Below are 16,313 nucleotides of genomic sequence, written 5' to 3' on the forward strand. Positions count from 1 at the left end.
GTGGATATCAATGCGGATGGGGTTAAATCAAACGGAAATGAAGTTTATAAATGGCTGAAACAAAACGGTTACCGTTTTGGATTTATCCTCCGCTATCCGCCAAGCAAAACAGAAATTACCGGTGTCAGCAATGAGCCTTGGCATTATCGCTATGTAGGGATAATGGCTGCCACTGAAATGAATGATCAAAACCTCTGCCTTGAGGAATATTTAAGAGAAAGAAATTGAAAAGAGGATCTGCCGGCCAGGTCGGAGTGCACAGCAACAGTGCCCATATTTTGTGATACCGGTCCCATAAAATGAGTAAAAAAATAAGTTTATAATCTGCTTTAATAATGATAAATGTAAAAAAGTAACTAAAAATATTAAAAAAATAGAGTTGACATGTAAAAAGTGCTGTGATAATATGAAATTACAATATAAGGGACCGGTACCACACCCGAAAGAGAAGTACAAGGAGAAAGATATGCTGACAATTCATGAAGTGGCAGAACTGGCAGGTGTTTCCAAATCAACTGTATCCAGAGTTTTGAATAATAATGGCTATGTTAATGAGGAGACCAGGCGCAGGATTGAGAAAATCATACAGGAACATCAATATAAACCATCTGCAGCGGCAGTCAGCCTTTCCAAACAAATCGGGAGCACAATCGGTGTGGTTATCCCTGAGATCGACAATTCATTTTTTGGAGAAGTACTAAAGGGAATTAATGAAGTAGCGGATCAGAATGGTTTTTCTATCATCTACTGTGACACGCAAAATAATGGGGATAAAGAATTAAAGGCGTTATCAGCCTTAGAACAGCAGAGGGTCCGGGGCGTTATTATTACACCGGCCATGGGCTATGGCGATAGAGAGTCTGTGGATAAATTAAAGAATGCTTTGGCGAAGCTGGATGTACCAGTGGTAATTGTAGACAGGGATTTTGATTATTCTCAGTGGGATACGATCTATTTTCAAAATTACGAGAGCGGTTATATTGCAACGGAAAGCATGATTAAGGCTGGGAATACCCAAATCGGCATTATTCAAGGCGATATGCAGCTTAAAATAGCGAGGGAGAGGTTTCGGGGATATCAGGATGCCATGGCGGCAAATGGACTGGAGATTCCGGAACAGTATGTGCTGAAGGGGGATTTTACCATAGATACGGCATATACACTTACCAAAAGCATGATAGACAGCAAAGAACTTCCTGAAGGCATGGTTACCTGTAATAACCGTACCAGTATAGGTTTTATTAAAGCAATGATAGAGAGTGGCATTACCATTGGGAGTGATATTGCAGTGGTAGGAATTGATAATGTCCCCATGCTGGACGTGCTGGGTTTTCCATTCAGTTGTGTATCCAGGGATACGATCGAGATGGGGCGCATGAGTATGAAGCTTCTTATGGAACGGATGAATAAGCCGGATGTACAAAGAAGCATCTGGGTGGCCCCCTGCAGGCTTGAGCTGAACGGCTCAGAAAAAACAAACCGATAACGTTTGTTTTTTTTACCAAATGTGGGAGCGGTTCCACATTTGAATTACACCGTATATGCACGGGAGAGACGTCCTCCCGGATATATAAAAAAACTATATATGAATGAGAGGGATTTATTATGAAGAAACGAGCTTTAGCACTGATGATGGCGGTCATGATGGCAGGAACACTGACTGCATGTGGCGGAAATTCATCCGCAAAGTCCGCGGAAACGACTCAGGCGGCAACAACGGCAGCAACAACGGCGGCGGAAAGTGAAAAGCCGGCGAAACCAGAGGCAAAATCAGGTCCTTACAAAGTGACGGTGATTATCAAAGCAACAGACTCTTCCTACTGGCAGACGGTATTGCTTGGAGCGAAGGCAGCAGCAGCTGAGAGCAATGGGGAGATTGAAGTGACGACTGCCGGTCCGGCGTCTGAGACAGGAATTGATGAGCAGGTTACGATTCTGGAAAATGCGATTTCCGCAAAACCGGATGGCATAGTCATTGCATCCATCAGCTCTGAGGCAACTGTTCCTGCTGTAGAGGAGGCAGTAGCTGCAGGGATCCCCGTTGTAACGGTTGATAATAAATTAGCGACCAATGTTTATACCCAGCATCTGGCAACCGACCATTACGCAGCTGCATCAACGGCTGCTGAGAAAATGGTGGAGCAGTGGAAAGAAGCAGGAATCGATCCGGCCGGTAAAAAGGTTGCAGTGATCAGTGCGGATTCCGGTTCTGCTGTAAATCAGGCTCGTTGTGAGGGATTTGCAGATAAGGTGAAAGAACTGGTTCCTGGTATTACTATGATAGAGACCCAGTATTGTGACAATGATATTGCAAAAGCACAGGATGCAGTTGACAACCTGATTCTTGCAAACGCAGATCTGATTGGAATCTTCGGAGATAATAACCACATGGGAGATGGCATTGCGAATTCGATTGCCCAGAATGAGAAGTCCGGAAGTATCATTGCCTATGCATTTGACTCTGATGATACGGAAATTGAAGCAATCAAAAATGGAGCATTAACTGGAATCGTTGTTCAGGATCCATACGGAATGGGATATGAAGGGGTACTTTCCGTAATTGCATCTTTAAAGGGCAAGAATGTTGAACATGATGTTGTAGCGGCTACGACTCTGGTAACCAAAGACAATTTGGATGTGCCGGAAGTGCAGAAGCTGCTGTACCCGGGCAAATAATAAAAGTCAGTTGCCTGAAGTTTATGGAGGTTGGCAAATGCAGGAACAAATAACACCCATTGTCTCCATGAAAGGAATTGTAAAGGAGTTTCCAGGTGTACGCGCGCTTTCCGGCGTGGACCTGGAGCTCCTTCCAGGAGAAGTACATGCACTGGTAGGTGAGAATGGCGCGGGTAAATCCACAATTATTAAAATACTGATGGGAGTCTATGCCAAAACTGAGGGAGAAATCTATTTAAACGGTGAGAAAAAAGATATCAAATCCCCGTCTCATGCGCAATCGCTGGGATTGGGGGCGGTGTATCAGGATGTAAATCTGGCGCAGCATCTTTCTGTGGCTGAGAACTTCTTTATGGGGCAGCTGCCCAGAACAAAATTCGGTACCGTAGATTATACCCGCATGTATAGGGAAACAAAAGAAACACTGGACTCCATTGAAGTGCATGTAGACCCGAAAGCGATTATCAGAACGCTGTCAGTGGCGCAGCAGGAGATGGTTGCTATTGGAAAAACCATGCATCAAAAGGCAAAGGCAGTTATTTTTGATGAGCCGACAGCACTGCTGACGTCGGATGAGACAAAGCAGCTGTTTGGAATCATCCATAAGCTGAAACAGGACGGCGTAGGGGTTTTGTATATCTCACACCGCATGGAAGAAATATTCAGTATTTGTGACCGGGCAACTGTTTTAAAGGACGGCTGCTTAGTTGGAACCGTTGATATGGAAAATACGGATGAAGACCACCTGATTTCCATGATGGTGGGAAGAAATGTAAATGATATGTATCAGATTGAGCATGTGAAGCCGGGTGAGACCATTCTTAAGGTAGAAAATATCTCCAGGGGCACAGCCTTTCAAAATATCAGCTTTGAAGTAAAACGGGGCGAGATCTTTGGCATGTTTGGTTTAGTGGGTTCCGGGCGGACTGAAATTGCAAGAGCAATTTTCGGAGCTGATGCCAAGGATTCGGGTAAGGTGACCTTTTTGGGGAAACCGGCAGATTTCACCAGACCGGTTCAAGGAATCCAGGCCGGAATCGCACTGCTCCCGGAAGACAGGCGGGCTCAGGGTCTGGCACTGGGCATGTCGGTTGCAGACAATACCAATATGGTCGCAGTTCGCCAAATCACTCGTCTGGGAATCATGAATAAAGGCAAAGGCGAGCAAATTGCCCGGCATTATGCAGAAAAACTCAGGACAAAGACACCTACGGTTTATCAGCGGGTAAAGAATCTGTCCGGTGGGAATCAGCAGAAGGTAGTTATATCAAAATGGCTGGCCCAGGACAGTGATTTGTTTATCTTTGATGAGCCCACGGTCGGCGTTGATGTGGGGGCAAAGCTTGAAATCTATAAAGTATTTGAATCACTGATTAAGGAAGGGAAGACCATAATCATCATATCCTCCTATCTTCCGGAGGTAATGGGACTTGCAAACAGAATGATGGTGATGTATGAAGGACGTCAGATGGGAATCATTACCCGGGAAGAGTTTACCGATGAAAACATCATGCGTTATGCTTCGGGTATGAAAGGAAAGGAGTCATAGAGGCTATGGCAGAGAAGAAAAAACAAAATCTGTTCCTGTCTCGTTTTCAGACAGAGCTGCTGTTAGTTGGAATTTTAATTATATTGTTTTTGTTCTTTGGTGTGAAGTCACCGGTATTTTTAAAGGTGGATACACTGATGAAGCTGTTAAAGCAGGCTTCTATCTATGGGATTATAGCAATCGGTATGACCTTTGTCATTACGTCATCCGGTATTGATTTGTCAGTTGGCTCAGTCATTGGTTTGTCGGGGATTGTAGTTTCCATGTGCATGGTAAGCGGGATCCCGGTCATTCTATCAATCCTGATTGCCATCGGTGCAAGTATGTTAGTCGGATTGTTTAACGGAGTCCTGGTACATAATGCAAAAGTGCCTCCGTTCATTGCGACGATGGCATCCATGACGGTTGTCAGAAATGTGATTCTGTTAATGACAGGGGCCAAAACCATATCCAACCTTCCCCAGAGTTTTACGTCATTTGCATCAGGATCGGTACTTGGAATCCCCAATATGTTTCTGACCTGGCTCGCAATAATTTTCCTGGGTATTTTCATTACAGGAAGAACTGTATTTGGAAGGAATATCTATGCTTATGGAAGTAATAAAGAGTCTGCAAGGTTAAGCGGAATCAATATTTCTTCAACGGTATATGGAGTTTATATATTCTCTTCGATCGTCTGTGGAATTGCGGGCATTCTGATGGCAGCCCGTCTTGGCAATGGGGTACCAACCTCTGGAGTTGGTTATGAGCTTGATGCAATCGCCGCTTCTGTTGTGGGTGGTGCGAGTTTAGATGGTGGAGAAGGTTCCGTGATCGGTACTGTTCTTGGCGCTATGATCATGGCTACGCTGCGTCAGGGCGGAACATTGCTTGGAATCAATTCGTTCATCATGGAAATTATGATAGGCTCGTTAATAGCAATAGCAGTTGTGATTGATAAAATGCGAAAAAGCTGATAGATGGAGGAAAAGGCTATGATTTACAAGAAGGTTGGAAAGATTGCGGAAAAAATCTCGGTAATTGGAATTGGGTGCTGGAATTTTGGAGGCGATTGGGATTCCATGGATGATAAGAAGTCATCCCGGATCGTTCATGCAGCAATTGAAATGGGAGTAAATTTCTTCGATGTGGCACCGGTTTATGGCTGGGGGCATTCGGAAACAGTTCTGGGAGCAGCACTTAAGGAAGGCGGTCACAGAAACAATGTGCTGATTGCTTCCAAAGGCGGTCTGCTATGGAATGAGAAGCATGAGACAACAAATAATCTCTCAAAAGCGAGCCTGCTAAAAGAGATTGATGAAACATTGACCAGACTTCAGACGGACCATGTGGATATTTACCAGATGCATTGGCCGGATCCCAATGTGCCATTGGAGGAAACCGCAGAGGCCCTGGAAGAGATGAAGAGGGCTGGAAAAATCCGTTATGTGGGATTGAGTAATTTTTCACAAACAGATGTAGAAAAAATGATGGAATATACAGAGGTTCATTGCCAGCAAAGCCTTTACAATATGCTGGAACGAAATACAGAGAGCTATCACAGCATTCCTTTGGAATATAAGACAGAAAAAGAGGTACTGCCCAATGTGCGGAAGTTCGGCCAGGCATTTCTGCCGTACAGCCCGCTGTTCCAGGGGCTTCTTGCCGGGAAATTCCATTCAGGGACAAACTTTTCTGAAAATGATATCAGAAATGCAAATCCCAAGCTGGCAGGGCCGGCGTTCCGGCAGTATTTTGATGGTGCGGAACAGATTAAGAAGATTGCAGAAGCATATGGGAAACCAATGAATGAGGTCGCTTTGAACTGGCTGAGGCAGAAAGAGGAGGTTACTTCTATTATTGGAGGAGCATCTACTGTGGAGCAGCTGGAACACAATATCCAATGTACCGCATGGGATATTGATGATGAAATGATGGCAAAGATTGATAAAGTGCTGGAACCATTTGAGAATTTGTAAACAGGTGCTGTAAAATAGCAGAGTTATATCATTAATTATGAAGTTGAAGCGTTGACCAGGAGCGGTAGTCTTGAAAGATAATTTCTTAAGGCTGCTGCTTTCTTTTATATTATTTGGGCAACGCCTGGGAACGCTTCTACTTCGTATATTCTTTTCGATTATTATGGAAAACTATCGGAACTTGTGATGGCGACTTTTTCCGTTTTCTATGGGCTGGGAAAAGAGGGATGCCTCAGCCTTTTCCGTATCGATGTCCCGCCCGTTGCCGATGATCCCGATCACCAGATCTCCGTCATGGAAGTGGTCAAGAAACGGATTTCCGGCAGAGGGATCAGTTCAAAGTTATAAGACATAATATACCATATTTGTTGTGGACCATATCATGTTGGCCTAAGATACAAAGAATATAGAATCCCTGGTTTCTTTAAAAGAATCCAGGGATTCTTTTACTCTTCCATAGTAGATACATAAAAATTTATCAGCACCAGTAGTCTGGCTGCGGCTTGAACCATCTGGCTTTGAAGTTCCTCTACAGTTTAGAAATCAGAGTTAAGTTGTTCCATGATCTTTTTAAAAGTACTGTATAAATGCTTAAAAATGATTTGACATAACTAAATAGTTATATAATTATAACTGTATATAATTAAAACATCATGCAATACCCATGCAATTACCATGTTAAATGGGCACGAAATAAAAATGTACGATAATTACTGCTAAAGTAAATTATCGTTTTGTATCGGTGAAGGCATCCGTGCTGCTTCATTAATTCGATCTTTAGATATAGGAAAAGGTTGTCCCCCCTGGTAAGAATAGAATAAAATAGATTCTATCGAAAATTTCTGCTTGCACTTAAAGGACTTAAAGTTGTAACTATCAGTAATAAAAAATATTTAAATATATCTTGACACTCAATATAAAATAAAATATAATGAGTATACACTCACTGAGTTGGAGGTCATTGTTTGAAATCAAAAAGGCAATTGCAAAAAGAAAATACTAGAAAAAAGATACTGGAAACAGCATATCAGATTTATTCCGAACAAGGCTTTTCAGCTACAACGGCTGTTATTGCTAAGGAAGCGGGCGTATCTCACGGGACAATATTCGTCCATTTCTCATCACTGGATGAACTGCTTTGCTGTCTGATACAGGATTTCGGTGATGCTTTGGGATCGGAGATACACCGTCTGGCGGAAACTAAAGATAATATTGAGGAGTTGTTGAAGGCTCATTTAGATGTGTTAGCCAGACATGAAAAGTTTTATATCCGACTGATCGCTGAAAGGAGTCTATTGCCGGAGGAGGCAAGATTAGCGTTTTCAAATATTCAATCCATTGTCGCCTACCATTTTAACAAGGTATTTGAACGCGAAAACAATACATGTAAGGACATCCCTGTTCACCTGTTGTTTAATACGTGGGTGGGTCTGATCCATTATTATTTGTTAAATAAAGATTTGTTTTCACCGGATACGCCGATATTAGAGCGGTATGGCTCAGAGCTTACGGAAACATTTTTAAAATTGATCAGAAAATAAAAGGAGGATTTAAAATGAAAGTTTGTATTGCTTGCGGTATGCCAATGGCAGATGCTTCTGAATTTGCCTGCGGTGACACAACGAAAGATTATTGTGTACACTGCGCCCGACCTGACGGCTCCATGCAGTCCTTTGAAGAGAAGAAGGCAGGTATGACTAACTTTATCATCAAGACACAGGGCTTTGATGAAAAGGCTGCGGCCCAAATGGCCGAAAGCAGCATGAAAAAGCTTCCGGCATGGAAGGGATATTTCAACAGTTAAAAAGGGAGAGGTGATGATATGAAAGTTAGCCCAGCGTTTCAGGCATTTGCAAAAGAAGCTCCTGAGGTACAGGAGGCTTGGATGGAAATGGTACAAAAAGTGGACGGTGCAAGCGCACTGGATAAAAAGACGAAAGAACTTGCCTATCTTGCAGTGATGGCTGCCGTGGGTCTTGAAAGCGGATTGCCGTTCCACGTTAAGATGGCAAAATCCAAAGGAGCAACAAGAGAAGAAATCATTAGCAGTATTCTGGTGGGATTACCTGCTGTTGGGAATGCAATCGTTAAGTCCTTGCCCATAGCTTTGGAGGCATTTGATGAGGAAGGGTGAATACGGCTGAACATGCCGTGAATAACCTCTCCAGGCTGATGGGGGAGGTTCAGGACAGGCCAGATATGGAGGGAGCCGGCAAGATGGGGGGATCCTGCCGGCTAAGTATGAAAAAAAGTTTAATTTAAAAGGTTTTGCCCTTTGCAATTATTAATATACCGAGGAAATATGATAAAACTTTGATAGAATTGTGAACACTTTGTGAAGATGTACACTGTGTATATCATTGGCTGGAAAAGTCAGGCATTGGGAGAGCCTTCCTGGAAGGGAAAGTGAAATTCCGGGATTCCTCTTACATAAGGAGCGATATCATACTGCTGATAGTAGATGACAATCCCCGATGGCTTAATAAAAAATCCATTGATGTTAAAGTTACCCCGCAGAAGAGATGCATAGTCATCAAAGTATTGCGAGGTGGATGTTTTCATCTGTTCTTCTATCTGCTGTTGTATCCCTTTAAAAATATATTCCGTAAATTGGGGATTGTTAGGGAAAAAATCCTCCAGGCTCAACTGTCTGCCGGTATTAAAGTCCCATGTTTGGGAATCCCGGGTTGTATTTCCATGGGCGCCTCCCAGATACATATATTGATCGGTATAAAGGCTGGTGATGCAGTCCTCATTGTATGTGGTCTGAAAAACCGATAAAAATTGATAGCTGTTAAAAGGAAACTGATTTTTTTGTACGTACCTTGCCTGATCGACGGCCTGAGGGTACAGCACGGTGCGGCAGTAGATCTCAGACTGTTTCGACCGGAATTCATAGAATTTATTAATACTCTGTGCTGCGGTGGAACTGCATGAGGAGGTAAACTGGGGATAATGGATCGCGTAGGTAAATACAGTGATTCCGTTGTATCGCATGATATCCGTCAGCGTTTTTTTAGAGATTATCTGCATAGGAGCCTCATAAAAGGAAGGTTTGTATAATATATGGATAAATGGATTTAATTATGAGCTTAAGGAAAGGCAGGGAATCTTCCTGTCTGTTACTGATTTAAGGTGGAACATGCTGCCGTGCCTAAGGCAAAACAGAACGTGGATTCACTGAGTTTCACTTAGAAAAGGATGATAAATATGAAAAGCCAGCTAACAGTGACCAGTCCGGCTTTTGAGAACGAAGCCGTTATACCCATTCAATACACAGGGCGAGGAGAGGATATTTCACCAGAGCTGCATCTGTCAGCCATTAATGAAAACGCCAAGTCCCTGGCTATCATAATGGATGATATGGGACATCCCATTCCAGCATATAATCATTGGGTTATTTGGAATATTCCCGTCATGGAGACAATCCCCTCAAATATCCCTTATGGACCCCATATTGAAGAACTTAATGGAGTATCAGTTCAACGTATATGCATTGGACTGCCTGTTGGATCTGCCAAGTAGATCCAGAAAGCGGGATTTATTGTCTGCTATGCAAGGGCATATTTTACAGGAGGGCTGTTTAGTGGGAAGATTTCAGTAAAACTGCAATAAAACTGCAGGTCCAATCATTTTCCTGATAATGTTTTGTGGAGTTCGTTTAAACTTCAGAATCATTCTCTTGACAATATGACGGAAAAATGCTATATTGAAGACAAGTTAATAGTGAGTGTTACTGACTCGATCAGGCATCATCAAATGCAAATGTCCGCATAATAGTGGATATTGGTGTTTGGTGATTTTTTTTGACCTATTTATATGATAGGTACTTAGAATCGCTTAAAAAGAAAAAATTTAACAGGAAAGGAGGTGTTTTATGTTCGAGTTTGTTAAATCACTGAATAATAACATCGTTCTTGGCTACGACGAGAATCATAACGAAGTCGTGCTGTTTGGAAATGGGATCGGTTTTAACCGGAAGAGGGGAGATATGGTTTCAGAATCTTCTGTCAGTAAGCTTTTTATCAATGACAGCAATAAACGGCTGGCTTCCATGGTTCAGAACCTGTCGGAAGACATCGTTTCCGTAACGGAAGAAATCATTCAATATGGCTCCAGGATATTGGAAAAACAGCTTCATGCCTCTATCCTGATCATTCTTGCCGATCATCTGTATTTTGCTATTGAGCGGGCGAAGAAAAGTCAGAATGTGGATAATCCGCTGCAATGGGAAGTCCCCCACCTTTATCCAAGGGAATATGAAATCGGAGGAAAGGGGGTGAAATTAATTGAGGAACGCCTAAAAGTAAAATTGCCGCCACAGGAGGCATCCTTTATAGCCCTTCATTTTGTAAATGCACAATTTGAAAGTCAGGATATGAGTGATACCTTAAAGATTACAGAGATCATCAGCCGGATCCTGGATATTGTCAGCTACCATTTTCAATTGATATTAGATGAAAATTCCTTATACTACTCCAGGTTTATTGTGCATCTGCGGTATTTTATCATACGGCAGGAAACTCATATGAAGGACACCATAGGATTAAACGACGAAGATTTATTGGAAACGGTTAAAATCCGTTATAAAAAAAGCTACCAATGCGCCATTAAGATTGCAAAATATCTGTTTGACGCCTATGCCTGGGATGTTTCCAAGGATGAAATCATTTATTTACTGCTTCATATCGAAAGAATAACAAATGTTACAAACAAGTAATTAAAACAAGAGTGTTACTATTCAATTAGGCATTGTCTTCGAACTAGGATTTATTTTAAACTCATCAAGCTGCGCAGCGGATTGCGAATATCCGATTGACTACCAAAAATAAAACGAAAAGGAGACTTTGTGTATGGAACATTTAAAGTTAGCTCAGGAAATCATCCAGTATTGTGGTGGAAAGGATAATATAACCCAGGCCTGGAACTGCATTACAAGGCTGCGTTTTCACTTAAAAGACAGGGAAAAAGCAGATGTAAAGGCCATACAGGCTTTAGACGGTGTCTTAGGAGCCCAGTTTCAGGGAGATCAGTTTCAGGTGATCATCGGAAATGAGGTATTAAAGGTATTTGAAGGGGTAAAGAAAGAACTTGGAGATCTTGTGGTTTCGTCGGAAGAAAAGCCCAAGAAGAATAAAAAAAGAGAAAATCCGATCAACGTCCTGTTCGGTGTGATCTCAGGTATTTTCAATCCCATTTTACCTGCAATAACAGGAGCCGGAATTATAAAAGGGATCCTGGCCCTGCTGATATTTCTAAAGATGCTGAATCCGGAATCAGACAATTATTTTGTTTTAGATATGATCTCCAATGCAACCTATTACTTCCTTCCATTTCTGGTTGCTTTTTCAGCGGGAAAGAAATTCGGTGTGAATGAACATCTGTCTGCGACTCTTGCCGGAATCATCATGTATCCTGCATTTGTGAATTTAAGCGGGCAGGGGATCAGTACGGTGAAATTCCTTTTTATGAATATTCCCGTAATGGATTACAATTCCACGGTGATCCCAATTATTCTGGGTGTCCTGTTACTGAGCATCGTATACAAATTTATAGACCGATTTATACCGAGTTTTTTAAAACTGATCGTGACGCCAGTGGCTTCCCTTCTGGTAACAGCCCCTGTGGTTCTTGTATTCATCGCTCCTCTGGGAAGTTATGTGGGCAAATATGTGGCAGCCTTTTTCATCTCCCTGTTTGGAGTAGCGGGCCCTGTGGCCGGTATGCTGATGGGAGGGCTTATGTCGGTCATCGTAATAACCGGCATGCATTATGCATTTTTCCCGTCTACCTTTGATGGGCTGGGCGGCGTTGGCTACGATATTTTGCTGCTTCCCATGAGTATTGTAAGTAATATGGGTCAGTGCGGCGCTGTTCTTGGGGCAGCTTTTAAAATTAAAGATAAGAAGATGAAATCAATTGCATTTTCCAGTGCGCTTTCCGCGTTGTTTGGCATTACGGAACCTGCCATTTATGGGGTGAACTTAAAATATAAAAAGCCCTTCTATGCCGCATTGACAGGCGGAGCTGTGGGCGGAGCTATTTACGGAATCTTTCATGTTAAGGCTTATGCATTCAGCATTCCGGGAATTACCGCTTTGCCTACTTATTTGAAAGAAGGGGAGTTAAACAACTTTATCTGGGCGTGTATCGGTGTTGGTGCTTCATTTATCACTGCTTTTATCATAACGATGCTTCTTCCTCTGGAAGGAAAGGAAAAGGAAAAAGAGACTGATAAAATCTCCCAGGATCACGAAGGGCAGATGGTAAAAATACCGGTTGCTGCTCCCATGACTGGAAAAGCGGTAGGACTAGATCAGGTTCCTGATAAGATGTTTGCGGAAGGCATCCTTGGCAAAGGGATCGCAATCATACCGGATGAAGGGATAGTGAAAGCGCCCTTTCAAGGACAGGTAAAAATGATTGCACCCACAAAGCATGCCATCGGTCTGATCTCTGACCGGGGGATAAACGCAGTGATCCATATCGGGATCGATACGGTGAATCTCCAGGGAAAGGGCTTTGAAGTCCTCGTAAAAGAAGATCAGTGGGTAGAGAAGGGAGAGCCTTTGATGAAGGTGGACTTAGATTTCATCAAGGAGAACCATTTAAATCCCATCACTCCCATAATTGTAACAAACTCAGATGAATATGTGAATGTGCTGGATATCCCTATGGATATGGCACAGGCGGGAACCAGTGAGGTCCTGATCGTATTCCAGTAGCATTCCAATATAAGACAAGCAGTTCCTATCAATTCAAATACGATTCAAAAAAGGAGAATAATTATGAAACAGGAAGTAAACTACGGATTTCCAGAAGGTTTTCTATGGGGCGGTGCAACCGCTGCCAATCAGATCGAGGGAGCCTTTAAAGAAGATGGAAAAGGAATGTCCACATCGGATTATGCAGCCTATAAAGATCCCTATGCAACTGGAGAAGTAAATAATTTTACGTTCAATGTCACCTCAAAGGAATTGGAAGAGTACCGGACCCATGAGGAAAAATATAAATTTCCCAAGCGCTGGGGAATCGATTTCTACCATCGTTATGCGGAGGATATTGCATTGTTTGCGGAGATGGGATTTAAAGTGTTCCGGTTCTCCATTTCATGGGTGAGAATTTTTCCTACGGGCTTGGAATCCGAGCCAAATGAAGCCGGATTTGTTTTTTACGATAAGGTGATCGCTGAGCTGAAAAAGTATCACATAGAGCCCCTTATAACATTGTCCCATTATGAAATGCCCATCGTTCTGTCAGAAAAATATAACGGCTGGCAGAGCCGGGAGCTGATTGATTGTTTTGTCCGGTTTGCGGCCGCATGTTTCAAACGATACAAAAATGACGTGAAATACTGGATCACCTTTAACGAAATGAATATGAACTTAAACAGCCTGTACACCGGGGCAGGAAGCTTTCCTGACAGAGTGGATCACTTAGAGGAGGCGGCTTACCAGGCATCTCACTACCAGTTTGTGGCCAGTTCCCTGGCAGTGAAGGCGGGAAGAGAAATCATGCCTGATGCGAAAATCGGCTGTATGATCAACCGGATTGAGTCCTATGCAAAAACCTGCAAGCCGGAGGATCAGCTGCAGGCATTAAAGGCTGACCAGATCAACCTCTTTTATCCGGAGGTACAGGCAAGAGGAGAATATCCTTCCTACATGTCACGGTATTTCAAAGAAAAGAACATAAAATTGGAAACAGAAGCGGAGGATTTTCAGATCATCAGGGATTATACGGTGGATTTCATCGCATTCAGCTATTACATGACCCACGTTACAGAGGACAGGCCGGATGCTAATGAATTGGCTGGAAAACTGGACAGTCCGATCAAGAATCCTTATTTAAAGCTGACAGAGTGGGGGTGGCCCATTGACCCCATCGGGCTGCGCATTACACTGAACAAAATGTACGACCGTTATAAAAAGCCCTTGTTCCTGGTTGAAAATGGACTGGGAGCCAGGGACAAGGTGGAGGCGGATGGAAGCATTCATGATGATTACCGGATTGACTATATCCGCGAGCACGTAAAGCAGATGAAGGAGGCAGTAACAGACGGCGTGGATTTAATGGGCTATACGACGTGGGGCTGCATTGATTTAATCAGCTGCGGAACATCGGAAATGACGAAACGCTATGGCTTCATCTATGTAGATCAGGATGATGAAGGAAATGGTACGTTGAACCGATCCAGAAAAGATTCCTTCCATTGGTATAAAAAAGTGATAGAAACCAACGGAGAAGTACTGTAAGAACAGGGAAAGTATCAGGTTGTTATAATATAGAAAGAATGGCACAGCGCAAAGGCTGTGCCATTCTTTCCATATTAATGCTCATGATCAGTCAGCTAAACCGTATGTTTCTATGTTCTCAAAATCTAAGGTGACAACGGCTGATTCAAAGGAAATTTCATAGAGAACTAAGTAATCTCCGGCTTGATCTATCATATCTTTGTAGCCGGGGATTTTTTTAATGAAATGTTCCGCTGCGTCAAATACAGTGCCGCTGCTTTTTCTTACTGTGCCTTTCGCCTTAATATGCTCATTGCCTGTGTGGGGAATGGTTGTAAAAGCCGCCTTATTATTTTGTTCCAATTCCTTTACTTTCTCATTATCCCCAAACGTGGTAAAGAGGATCACTTTGGCGGCTTCGTCAAAGCAGAAATTTACAATCCTTACACTGGGCTGGCCGTCAGTACAAGTAGCCAGAGCAATTTCGGTTTGTGTGTTGATCAGTCGGGTGAATTCTTGTTTTGCATTCATAATTAATTCTCCTTTGCTTTCTTTATTGCTATGTTTGCAGTATAATGTATAATGGTTTCAAATAGTGAAACCATTTAATCAGAAAGAGGAAAAATCCATGAAAAAATCAGAGCGGCTGAATGATATGATGATATACTTAAATGATAAAAAGTTTTTCAGTCTCAGAAGCATAATGGACAGATATACTATTTCCAAAAGTACGGCACTTCGTGACATTCAGTCCTTAGAAGAAATCGGCATGCCGATATACTCTAAGACTGGGCGGAACGGATGCTATGGTATCCTTCCCAATCGGTTATTATCCCCCATTGTCTTTACGGTTGACGAGGTTCAGGCGTTGTATTTTGCCATGCAGACGCTTAACGCCTATCAATCAACGCCTTTTCATTTGAACGTCCAAAAGCTAAAGCAAAAGTTTGAAGGCTGTATATCAGAAGAACGAATAAAAAAACTAAGGAAAATGGAATTGATTTTTCGCTTGGGAAGTTATAAAACCAAGAATGAATGTAACTGCCTGCAGGACATTCTGCACATGGCGGTTGATGAAAACGTTTGTGAAGTCCACTATACCAAGGGAGAGCAGGAGAAGCAGTATTATGTTCAGTTCTTTGATATTACTTCTGCCTATGGACAGTGGTATGCAACGGCGTATAATTTCCAGACGAAAAAGCCCCAAGTGTTCCGCTGTGATAAAATTCATTTCGTACAGCCCAGTGATAAGTATATAGCAAAGCCGCTTTCTGATTTTCTTATTTCCCCGAAAGAAATGTTTCGAAATAATGATTCCATCGACTTTGAGGCTGGCGTTACTGCCAAAGGCGTGGATCTATTCTATAAAGAGCATTATCCATCAATGGAGCTGCATCAAGAGAATGGGAAATATTATATAAGAGGTTTTTATAACAGAGGGGAAGAACCGTTTATCGCCAATTATTTTGCTAATTACGGTGAAAGGATATTATCTATCAGTCCAGCCAGCTTGAAAAACCTGATTCTTGACCGGCTGGATGCAATAAAGAATCATTTTATTTCATTATGAAGGTTAAACCAAGTAAAGCAAAGAAAAGCAAAGAAAAGCAAAGAAAAGCAAAGTAAACAAAGTATCGGCCCAGACGTCCGATACTTTGTTTTTTGACTATGGGCAGGACCCTGTTGAGCATGTATAGCGTGCGAAATATAAACCACCTGCTTGTGAGTGCGCACCGCTTTCTTACATGGTGGCGCCTATCTGCATTTTGTTTTATCCGGCTCCAGAAAGGACGTCTGAATATGCCCTTTTATTTCTTTAATCAGCAAATTACTTTATCAAATAATGTAATTTGATTACATTTGAAACTAATTAGTTAAACATATTGTAAAATGATT

General features: G+C 42.4%; 17 protein-coding genes. 15 read left to right on the top strand and 2 right to left on the bottom strand.

Translation table 11 applies throughout. The features are described from left to right. The 10 genes from RT269_RS12295 to RT269_RS12340 all read left to right on the top strand — a co-directional run. Positions 1–228: M15 family metallopeptidase (locus RT269_RS12295; RefSeq protein ID WP_313182971.1), on the top strand; the 228-nt coding region annotated here is incomplete at its 5' end. 238 nt (positions 229–466) lie between these two features. Next, positions 467–1,486, top strand: coding sequence for a LacI family DNA-binding transcriptional regulator (locus RT269_RS12300; RefSeq protein WP_313182972.1), 1,020 nt, complete (start codon positions 467–469; stop codon positions 1,484–1,486). Positions 1,487–1,605: 119 nt separating this feature from the next. Continuing rightward, on the top strand, positions 1,606–2,676 hold the full coding sequence (locus RT269_RS12305; RefSeq protein WP_313182973.1) for an ABC transporter substrate-binding protein: 1,071 nt from the start codon (positions 1,606–1,608) through the stop codon (positions 2,674–2,676). A 37-nt stretch (positions 2,677–2,713) separates the two neighbouring features. Next, the gene (locus RT269_RS12310) at positions 2,714–4,225 is read left to right on the top strand and encodes a sugar ABC transporter ATP-binding protein (RefSeq protein ID WP_313182974.1); all 1,512 of its coding nucleotides are present in this window, start codon (positions 2,714–2,716) and stop codon (positions 4,223–4,225) included. Positions 4,226–4,230: 5 nt separating this feature from the next. Continuing rightward, complete coding sequence (locus tag RT269_RS12315) at positions 4,231–5,181, top strand: ABC transporter permease (protein WP_313182976.1); 951 nt, start codon at positions 4,231–4,233, stop codon at positions 5,179–5,181. Between the two features lie 18 nt (positions 5,182–5,199). After that, positions 5,200–6,183: an aldo/keto reductase gene (locus RT269_RS12320; RefSeq protein ID WP_313182978.1), complete on the top strand. Its 984-nt coding sequence runs from the start codon at positions 5,200–5,202 to the stop codon at positions 6,181–6,183. 186 nt (positions 6,184–6,369) lie between these two features. Further along, a complete protein-coding gene (locus RT269_RS12325) occupies positions 6,370–6,531 on the top strand; it encodes a hypothetical protein (protein WP_313182980.1) in 162 nt (53 codons plus the stop codon). 617 nt (positions 6,532–7,148) lie between these two features. Further along, complete coding sequence (locus RT269_RS12330; RefSeq protein ID WP_313182981.1) at positions 7,149–7,724, top strand: TetR/AcrR family transcriptional regulator; 576 nt, start codon at positions 7,149–7,151, stop codon at positions 7,722–7,724. A 14-nt stretch (positions 7,725–7,738) separates the two neighbouring features. Then, a complete protein-coding gene (locus RT269_RS12335; RefSeq protein ID WP_025231926.1) occupies positions 7,739–7,987 on the top strand; it encodes a zinc ribbon domain-containing protein in 249 nt (82 codons plus the stop codon). An 18-nt stretch (positions 7,988–8,005) separates the two neighbouring features. Next, complete coding sequence (locus tag RT269_RS12340; protein ID WP_313182983.1) at positions 8,006–8,317, top strand: carboxymuconolactone decarboxylase family protein; 312 nt, start codon at positions 8,006–8,008, stop codon at positions 8,315–8,317. A 239-nt stretch (positions 8,318–8,556) separates the two neighbouring features. Here the strand turns inward: RT269_RS12340 and RT269_RS12345 are convergent, their stop codons facing one another. Next, the gene (locus RT269_RS12345) at positions 8,557–9,216 is read right to left on the bottom strand and encodes a DUF3298 and DUF4163 domain-containing protein (RefSeq protein ID WP_313182985.1); all 660 of its coding nucleotides are present in this window, start codon (positions 9,214–9,216) and stop codon (positions 8,557–8,559) included. 177 nt (positions 9,217–9,393) lie between these two features. Between RT269_RS12345 and RT269_RS12350 the strand changes: the two genes are divergently transcribed. The 4 genes from RT269_RS12350 to RT269_RS12365 all read left to right on the top strand — a co-directional run bounded on the left by RT269_RS12350 (position 9,394) and on the right by RT269_RS12365 (position 14,438). Then, positions 9,394–9,708 (top strand): YbhB/YbcL family Raf kinase inhibitor-like protein, encoded by a 315-nt coding sequence (locus tag RT269_RS12350; protein WP_313182987.1) that lies wholly within the window; start codon positions 9,394–9,396, stop codon positions 9,706–9,708. Between the two features lie 352 nt (positions 9,709–10,060). Continuing rightward, the gene (locus tag RT269_RS12355) at positions 10,061–10,903 is read left to right on the top strand and encodes a PRD domain-containing protein (RefSeq protein WP_313182989.1); all 843 of its coding nucleotides are present in this window, start codon (positions 10,061–10,063) and stop codon (positions 10,901–10,903) included. 133 nt (positions 10,904–11,036) lie between these two features. Beyond that, a complete protein-coding gene (locus tag RT269_RS12360; protein ID WP_313182991.1) occupies positions 11,037–12,908 on the top strand; it encodes a beta-glucoside-specific PTS transporter subunit IIABC in 1,872 nt (623 codons plus the stop codon). 63 nt (positions 12,909–12,971) lie between these two features. Continuing rightward, entirely contained in the window at positions 12,972–14,438 is a 1,467-nt protein-coding gene (locus RT269_RS12365) for a glycoside hydrolase family 1 protein (protein WP_313182993.1), read from the top strand. Positions 14,439–14,525: 87 nt separating this feature from the next. On the opposite strand, the gene RT269_RS12370 is transcribed toward RT269_RS12365, so the two are convergent. Further along, positions 14,526–14,948 carry a pyridoxamine 5'-phosphate oxidase family protein gene (locus RT269_RS12370; RefSeq protein ID WP_313182994.1) on the bottom strand — a complete coding sequence of 141 codons (423 nt, stop codon included), beginning with the start codon at positions 14,946–14,948 and terminating at the stop codon, positions 14,526–14,528. 97 nt (positions 14,949–15,045) lie between these two features. Between RT269_RS12370 and RT269_RS12375 the strand changes: the two genes are divergently transcribed. After that, a complete protein-coding gene (locus tag RT269_RS12375) occupies positions 15,046–15,987 on the top strand; it encodes a helix-turn-helix transcriptional regulator (protein WP_313182996.1) in 942 nt (313 codons plus the stop codon). Positions 15,988–16,313: the final 326 nt, after the last annotated feature.

The sequence above is a fragment of the Lacrimispora sp. genome (assembly GCF_032078915.1).
In the GTDB taxonomy this organism is placed as follows: Bacteria; Bacillota; Clostridia; order Lachnospirales; family Lachnospiraceae; genus Lacrimispora.